We start from the raw sequence: 6,425 nt of genomic DNA on the forward strand, positions 1-6,425 counted from the left end.
CGGGCCTCGCCTGACGGAAGGGCTTAGGCCCGAAAGGAACTCAGATATGTACAATGCCAACAAACCCAAACCCGAAGATCTGCCAAGTTCGGCTCAGCTCGTTCGCTCGACGATCATTGCGGCCGTCGCAATCGTCGTGATCCTGGTCACCGTCGTCATACCGGCAGAATACGGCATCGATCCCACCCGTATCGGCCGAGTGATCGGACTGACGGAGATGGGCGAGATCAAGACGCAGCTCCACGAGGAAGCCGAAGAGGACCGTCGGCGGGATTTGCAGAATCAGTCCCCGGCAACCACGGACGACAAGAGTTCGAGCTGGTTCGACCGGTTGCCGAGCCTGTTCATCTCCACGGCCCATGCTCATGGTTCCGGCGGCCACGGGCCGGGAACCGCGGTTCAGGAGCACGTCGTCGTAAAGCTCGAACCGGGTCAGGGGGTCGAAATCAAACTGGTGATGGAGAAGGGAGCCGTCGCGGATTTCACCTGGTTCGCCGAAGGTGGAAAGGTCAATTTCGACCTGCATGGCGACGGCGGCGGACAGACGATCAGCTACGAGAAGGGACGGGGCGTCGAAGCTCAGGACGGCCAGTTCATCGCCGCGTTCGCCGGCAATCACGGCTGGTTCTGGCGGAACCGAGACTCTCAGGCAGTCACCATCACTCTGATCGTGAAAGGTGAGTTCAGCGACGTGAAACGCTTCGACTGACCTCGTCCCGCCGACCGTCCGCCCTGCGGCCTGTGCGCCGCGGGGCGGTGCGGCATGAGGATCAGACCATGCAAGAACTCGCCGCCTATTGGGGCCTGTTTGCGGTATCCTTCCTGGCCGCCACGATCCTGCCGGCGCAATCGGAGATCGGACTTGCCGCCCTGCTGCTGACCGAGGCGTATTCCGTTGCCCTCCTGGTCGCCGTGGCGAGCGTCGGCAACACGTTGGGGGCTGTCGCCAACTGGGGGCTCGGCCGGGGGATAGAGCAGTTCCGAGACCGGAAGTGGTTTCCAGCGTCGGCGTCGCAGCTCGACCAAGCGACGGGCTGGTACCGACGGTATGGGCGCTGGAGCCTGTTGATGAGCTGGGCGCCTTTTATCGGCGACCCTCTGACACTGGCTGCCGGTATCCTGCGAGAGCCGCTGTTGACCTTCGTCCTGCTGGTCGCGGTCGCCAAGACGGTCCGCTACGTGACGGTCGTCGCGGTCACCAGCAATTTCATCTGATGTCTTGAGGGATCGCGCAGGCAAGACTTCTGCCTGCGCGATCGATTTGCTTCGCCTCGGTCAGAACAGCATCTTCGTGCCGACGACGAAGAACAGATTGTCCCGCTGCTCGCCTTCCGCCCGGGTGAGATCGGCCGTCTCCCCGAACCGGCGCTCGTAATGCACGCCGATATAGGGCGCGACCGCCCGGTCGAGCAGGTCGTAGCTGAGCCGGGCGCCGACCTCGAGTATGGGCGCGAAGGCCCCGACCCCGAGGTCAGCGTCGTCGCCCAGCGGCGTGTCCAGCTCCAGGCTCGGCGTGAGGGTGATCCGGTTGGTGATCAGGCCCTCATACTCTGCCTCGATCCGCACGAACGAGGTCTCGCCGACATAGAGATCGGCGTCGAGCTCGAACCATTGCGGGGCCAGACCCTTCACCCCGATCACCCCGTAGGCGCGGTCCTCGCCGCGCGGCGTGTCCAGCCGAACCCCAACGACCGCGTCGAAGAAGGTCGAGATCGGCGTCTGCAGTCGGAGCTGGTTCTCCAGCTTCTCGAAGCGGCTGCCCTCCGTCAGATATTCCGCCTCGCTGCGCCAGATGAGTTTGAGTTCGTCCGTCCCGACCAGAGCGTCGAAGTCCCAGGCATAGAGGTCCGATCCGTCGTCGAACCGGCGTTCGGCCTGTTCCACCTGCAGGCCGTAGATCAGTGGCTCGGCCGGTGCCGGGGCCGTCCAGAACAGCGTCGGGATCAGGGCTGCGGTCGCAAGAACGTGTCTGCGCATGATCTCAGCCTCCGGTGGTCTGCTGCGGGACGGCAGGGAGATCGGCGCTCTTACCGGCCGGTCCGCCTTCGACGATCACCTTGCGGAACATGCCGCTGTCCATGTGATAGGACAGATGGCAGTGGAAGGCCCATTCGCCGGGTGCATCGACCTCGGTCTCCATGTACAGCGTCGTGCCCGGGGCCACGCTGACCACATGCTTGACCGGGTTCCACTTGCCCTGACCGACATCGAGGATCGACCACATGCCGTGCAGGTGCATCGGATGGGTCATCATCGTCTCGTTGACGAATTTGAACCGGACCCGCTCGCCGTATTGCAGCCGGATCGGCTCGGCGTCCGAATACTTCACGTCGTTGATCGACCAGATGTAGCGCTCCATGTTGCCGGTCAGGCGCAACTCGATCTCCCGGGTCGCATCTCGGTGTTCGTAGAGCGGCTTCTGCGCCTTCAGGTCGGCATAGGACAGGAACTTGCCGCCGTCGGCCGCCTGGGGAGTGAGACCGCTGCCGGGGGCGTAGAACGGATCCGTCCCCGCCATCGGCATGGCGCCGTGCCCCATGGCGCCATGGTCCATGGTGCCGTGGTTCATCCCCTGCATCATCGTCCCGTCCGCCATGGTATGCGTCGGCTGCGGCGCCCGGGGGCCGGACGATCCGTGATCCATGGACCCGTGCTCGCCATGGGCCATGCCCATATCCGCCATGGTCAGGAGCGGCGGTTCACGCAGGTCCGGCACCTCCGCCTCCATCCCCGACCGGGGCGCCAGGGTGCCCCGCGCGAAAGCCGTGCGGCCCATGGATTCCGCGAAGACCGTATAGGCCCGGTCCTCGGTCGGCCGCACGATCACGTCATAGGTCTCGGCCACGGCGATCCGCAGTTCGTCGACGGTCACCGGCTGCACGTTGTTGCCGTCGGCCTGCACCACGGTCATCTGCAGGCCGGGAATGCGGATGTCGAAATAGGTCATCGCCGAGGAATTGATGAAACGCAGCCGGACGCGCTCGCCCGGCTCGAACAGGCCGGTCCAGTTCTGCGCCGGATCCTGGCCGTTGATCAGCGGCGTGAAGCCCTGAAGGTCCTCCACATCCGTCGGCATCATGCGCATCTCGCCCCAGGCGCTGCGGTCGGCGAGGGCGGCGCTGAGCCCCTGGTCCCGGCTGTCGTTCAGGAAGTCGAGGAACGTGCGCTGCTGCCGGTTGTAGTAGTCGGGCATCAGCTTGAGGTTCCGCATGATCCGCTCGCCGGAATGCGGATGGGCGTCGGTGAGCTGGACGACATAGTCGCGGTCGAAGCGGAACGGCTCGCGTCCCTGCGGCTCGATGACGATCGCTCCATAGGCGCCGTCGGGTTCCTGGAAGCCGGTATGGCTGTGGAACCAGTAGGTGCCGCTCTGCACGATGGGGAAACGGTAGGTGAAGGTCTCGCCGGGTTTGATGCCGTCGAAGGAGATCCCGGGCACGCCGTCCTGCCGGTAGGGCAGGATCAGCCCGTGCCAGTGGATCGAGGTGTCCTCGGCGAGGTTGTTGGTCACGGCTATCGTGACCTCCTCGCCCTCCTTGAACCGAAGGATCGTCGGCGTGGACGATCCGTTGTAGCCGATGGCGGTCTTGGCGAAGTCGCCGGTCTCCAGGGCGACCCGGTCGACGGTGATGCTGTAGTCGCCGGCGCTGGCGGCGGTCACGCTTGATACGGTGAATGCCGCTGCGAGCGCGCAGGCCCGGGCAAACGATGTCGCTGTCACGACGCGTCTCCTGATCTGGGGGATGGGTCGGAGCACCGGGCCGCGCGCAGGGCGGCCCGGCTCCTTACACGGTGACGGTCAGTTGGCCTTCCGGAAGTCGCCCATCATCCCGGCCTGGTAGTGGCCCGGGACGTTGCAGGCGAACTCCAGGTCCTTGGCATCCGCGAAGCGCCAGATCAGCTCGCCCGACTGGCCGGGCTCCAGCAGCAGGCTGTTGCCGGCGGCGTGCATCCCGTGGCCCATGGAGGTCTTCATCTTCTCGGCCGCCGCCCGGTCGATCCGGTCGGGCATGAGCACGCCGTGATCGACCAGCATCTGCATCTCGGCTTCGTGGGCCTTATGCATCTCGGCGGTGGCGATGTTGAACTCGTGCACGATGGCGCCGGCGTTCTTCACCAGGAACCGGACGGTCTCGCCCTCGGAGACGGAGAGGGTTTCCGGTTCGTAGTAGTTGTCGTGCATGGTGATCTCGATGGTCCGACCGACCGCCGAGGCGTCGCCCGGCTGGCCGATGGACATGGCGGCGCCATGGCCGCCTCCGTGCGACATCTGGGCCGACGCGATGCCGGCAACGGACAGGGAAAGCGCAAGCGCAGCCGCAACGGCACGCGCATACAGGCGGTGGTTCATTGGAGGTATCCTCGCAAGAAAGCAAATGATCGAAAGGCGTTGCAGCCGCCGAGCCGGAGGGTATCGGCGTGGACGGTCAGTCGATCAGGCGCGAGGCGGCGGTGTGGTCGCTTCCGCATTCAGGCCGGCGGCCAGCCGGTCGGACGGCGCCGACCAGTCGTGCCGGGTGTAGGGCAGACCGGCGACGGCCGCCATATCCGGCGTGACATAGCCGGCGCAGCTGTGGCCGGCGATCGCGCAGGCGGCATGATAGCCGGCACGGTCGGTCTTGTGCTCCCCGTGACCGTCCGTATGCCCGGGCATCGGCGCCTCGGCCGCCTGCGACACCGGCATGTCGCCGCTCCCGCCTCGATGCGGATCCGCCATCCCCATCGCCCCCGTGGAGAGGGCGATCAGGAGCATGGCGGCGATGGCGATGAAGCGCTTCATGACGGTCGAATAGGGCCTCCAGCAACCGGAAGGTCAAGAACAGTCTGCGCCCGCCTGCACAGGGGGACACGGGACCGTGCCGTAGGAGCAGAACACGCAGCAGTCTCCCGGCTTGGGCTTCAGAACGGCGCCGCAACCCTTGCAGTCGTAGAACCACTGGCAAGCGTCGGTCGGCATCCGCTCCTCCTCGCGATGACCGCAGCGCGGGCAGGTGACGGTCGACCGGTCGGTCCGCTCGGGCTGGCGTCTCATTCCGGACGCTCCGGGTCCATCAGGTACTCCACCAGGGCCGCGATGTCCGTATCGCTCCAGTAGCGTGTGCCGTCCCGGATCACCTCGGCCATCGACCCGCCGAGGCTGTCGCCCGTGGGCGTCAGTCCCGACCGCAAGGCATAGCGCAGATCGTCTGACGTCCACCCCGCCCGCGCCAGGGCCTCGGGCGTGATCGCCGGGATCTTCTCGTTTCCGGGACCGGTACCGCCCTCGAACTTGCGGTCCGGATCGCGGCCGCCGAGCAGGGTCCGGGGCGTATGGCAGGCACCGCAATGGGCGGCGGCCTCCGCCAGATAGCGCCCGCGGATCCAGGATTCGTTTCGGTCCTCCGCCGGCGCCAGCGGCCCGGACTCGAAATACAGCCGCTTCCAGAGCCCGACACCGCGAGCCCAGCTGAACGGGACGCGCAGCCGGTGTTCCGGCGGCCCGCCGGCCACCGCCGGAACCGACCGGACGGCGGCCCATAGGTCGACCACGTCCTGATCGGTCAGCCGTGTGTAAAAGCTGTAGGGAAAGACCGGAAAGAGGTGGCCGCCGTCCGGTTCTTCTCCGGCCGTCAGCGACCGGGAGAAATCCGCCAGCGTCCACGCCCCGATCCCGTCCTCGGGATGGGGGGTGATGTTCGGGGCGAAGAAGGCGCCGAATTCGGTGTCGATCCCGGCGCCACCGGCCAGCACGGCACCGTCGCCCGTCGGGTCGGTGTGGCAGGCGATGCAGCCCGACAGGCGCGCCACATAGGCGCCGCGGTTCACGTCGCCGGAGAGGCCCACCAGGTTGCGCTCGGGCACGCTTGGACCGGCAGTGAGCCAGACGAAGGCACCGCCGCCCAGAAGGGCGGCGGCGCCGACAATCAGCCAGAAGCTCCGGGCCATCAGTTCTGCTTCTTGCGGAAGCTCTGGTGACAGGCGGAGCAGGAGTCGGCCAGATGGAAGAAAACCCCGTCAGGCGGCATCTGCGCCAGCATCTCGGCGGTCGGGCCCTGTCCCCCGCCCATCATGCCGCCGCCCATCATGCCGCCACCCATCATTCCCTGGCCCTGCATCATGCCCTGTCCCTGGCCCTGTCCCCGGCCCATCATGCCGCCCTGGGCGCCGCCCGACGGTCGCGGGTTATCGGCCGCAGCCGCAAGGGCGCGGGCATAGGCGGAGAGCTGATCCGACAGGGCACTGAACCGGTCCCAATCGCTCCAGATCGCCGGCAGCGCCTCCGACGGGTGGTCGAGGCTGTCCTTGGGAAAGAGCCTGGTCAGCGCCTCGCCGCCATGGCTTTCGATGGTGGCGGCCAGCGACCGGACCCGTTCGGCACCGTAATCCTGCTGACCCCGCATCATCGCGGTCAGTTCCTTCATGGCGTCGCCGAGCGCTTCCATGGA

Annotated in this window: 9 protein-coding genes; 2 read left to right on the top strand and 7 right to left on the bottom strand. The window is 66.7% G+C overall.

The features are described from left to right. Positions 1–46 precede the first annotated feature (46 nt). Together BLS34_RS20785 and BLS34_RS20790 are read left to right on the top strand one after the other, a co-directional pair. Complete coding sequence (locus tag BLS34_RS20785; protein WP_093153521.1) at positions 47–709, top strand: transmembrane anchor protein; 663 nt, start codon at positions 47–49, stop codon at positions 707–709. Positions 710–777: 68 nt separating this feature from the next. After that, complete coding sequence (locus BLS34_RS20790; protein ID WP_093153523.1) at positions 778–1,215, top strand: YqaA family protein; 438 nt, start codon at positions 778–780, stop codon at positions 1,213–1,215. A 60-nt stretch (positions 1,216–1,275) separates the two neighbouring features. On the opposite strand, the gene BLS34_RS20795 is transcribed toward BLS34_RS20790, so the two are convergent. From BLS34_RS20795 to BLS34_RS20825, 7 genes are all read right to left on the bottom strand, one after another. Continuing rightward, positions 1,276–1,977 (bottom strand): copper resistance protein B, encoded by a 702-nt coding sequence (locus BLS34_RS20795; RefSeq protein ID WP_093153526.1) that lies wholly within the window; start codon positions 1,975–1,977, stop codon positions 1,276–1,278. 4 nt (positions 1,978–1,981) lie between these two features. Beyond that, positions 1,982–3,721 (bottom strand): copper resistance system multicopper oxidase, encoded by a 1,740-nt coding sequence (locus BLS34_RS20800; protein WP_245702101.1) that lies wholly within the window; start codon positions 3,719–3,721, stop codon positions 1,982–1,984. A gap of 78 nt (positions 3,722–3,799) precedes the next feature. Then, the gene (locus tag BLS34_RS20805) at positions 3,800–4,351 is read right to left on the bottom strand and encodes a cupredoxin domain-containing protein (protein WP_093153532.1); all 552 of its coding nucleotides are present in this window, start codon (positions 4,349–4,351) and stop codon (positions 3,800–3,802) included. 84 nt (positions 4,352–4,435) lie between these two features. Continuing rightward, a complete protein-coding gene (locus tag BLS34_RS20810) occupies positions 4,436–4,780 on the bottom strand; it encodes a hypothetical protein (RefSeq protein WP_028794502.1) in 345 nt (114 codons plus the stop codon). Positions 4,781–4,813: 33 nt separating this feature from the next. After that, entirely contained in the window at positions 4,814–5,032 is a 219-nt protein-coding gene (locus tag BLS34_RS20815; protein ID WP_093153534.1) for a GDCCVxC domain-containing (seleno)protein, read from the bottom strand. Then, positions 5,029–5,925, bottom strand: coding sequence for a cytochrome c (locus BLS34_RS20820; protein ID WP_093153537.1), 897 nt, complete (start codon positions 5,923–5,925; stop codon positions 5,029–5,031). The genes BLS34_RS20815 and BLS34_RS20820 overlap by 4 nt, the downstream gene beginning before the upstream one ends. Beyond that, the coding region (locus BLS34_RS20825) for a cytochrome c (protein WP_139189416.1) at positions 5,925–6,425 on the bottom strand (501 nt) is incomplete at its 5' end. The genes BLS34_RS20820 and BLS34_RS20825, both read right to left, overlap by 1 nt.

Origin of the sequence: Thalassobaculum litoreum DSM 18839 (assembly GCF_900102465.1) — a bacterium.
Lineage (GTDB): Bacteria > Pseudomonadota > Alphaproteobacteria > Thalassobaculales > Thalassobaculaceae > Thalassobaculum > Thalassobaculum litoreum.

What these genes read in the sequence shown, in the direction of transcription:
- BLS34_RS20785 (WP_093153521.1), top strand. Translation starts at nt 47, where the DNA reads ATGTACAATGCCAACAAACCCAAACCCGAAGATCTGCCAAGTTCGGCT.
- BLS34_RS20790 (WP_093153523.1), top strand. Translation starts at nt 778, where the DNA reads ATGCAAGAACTCGCCGCCTATTGGGGCCTGTTTGCGGTATCCTTCCTG.
- BLS34_RS20795 (WP_093153526.1), bottom strand. Translation starts at nt 1,977, where the DNA reads ATGCGCAGACACGTTCTTGCGACCGCAGCCCTGATCCCGACGCTGTTC.
- BLS34_RS20805 (WP_093153532.1), bottom strand. Translation starts at nt 4,351, where the DNA reads ATGAACCACCGCCTGTATGCGCGTGCCGTTGCGGCTGCGCTTGCGCTT.
- BLS34_RS20810 (WP_028794502.1), bottom strand. Translation starts at nt 4,780, where the DNA reads ATGAAGCGCTTCATCGCCATCGCCGCCATGCTCCTGATCGCCCTCTCC.
- BLS34_RS20815 (WP_093153534.1), bottom strand. Translation starts at nt 5,032, where the DNA reads ATGAGACGCCAGCCCGAGCGGACCGACCGGTCGACCGTCACCTGCCCG.
- BLS34_RS20820 (WP_093153537.1), bottom strand. Translation starts at nt 5,925, where the DNA reads ATGGCCCGGAGCTTCTGGCTGATTGTCGGCGCCGCCGCCCTTCTGGGC.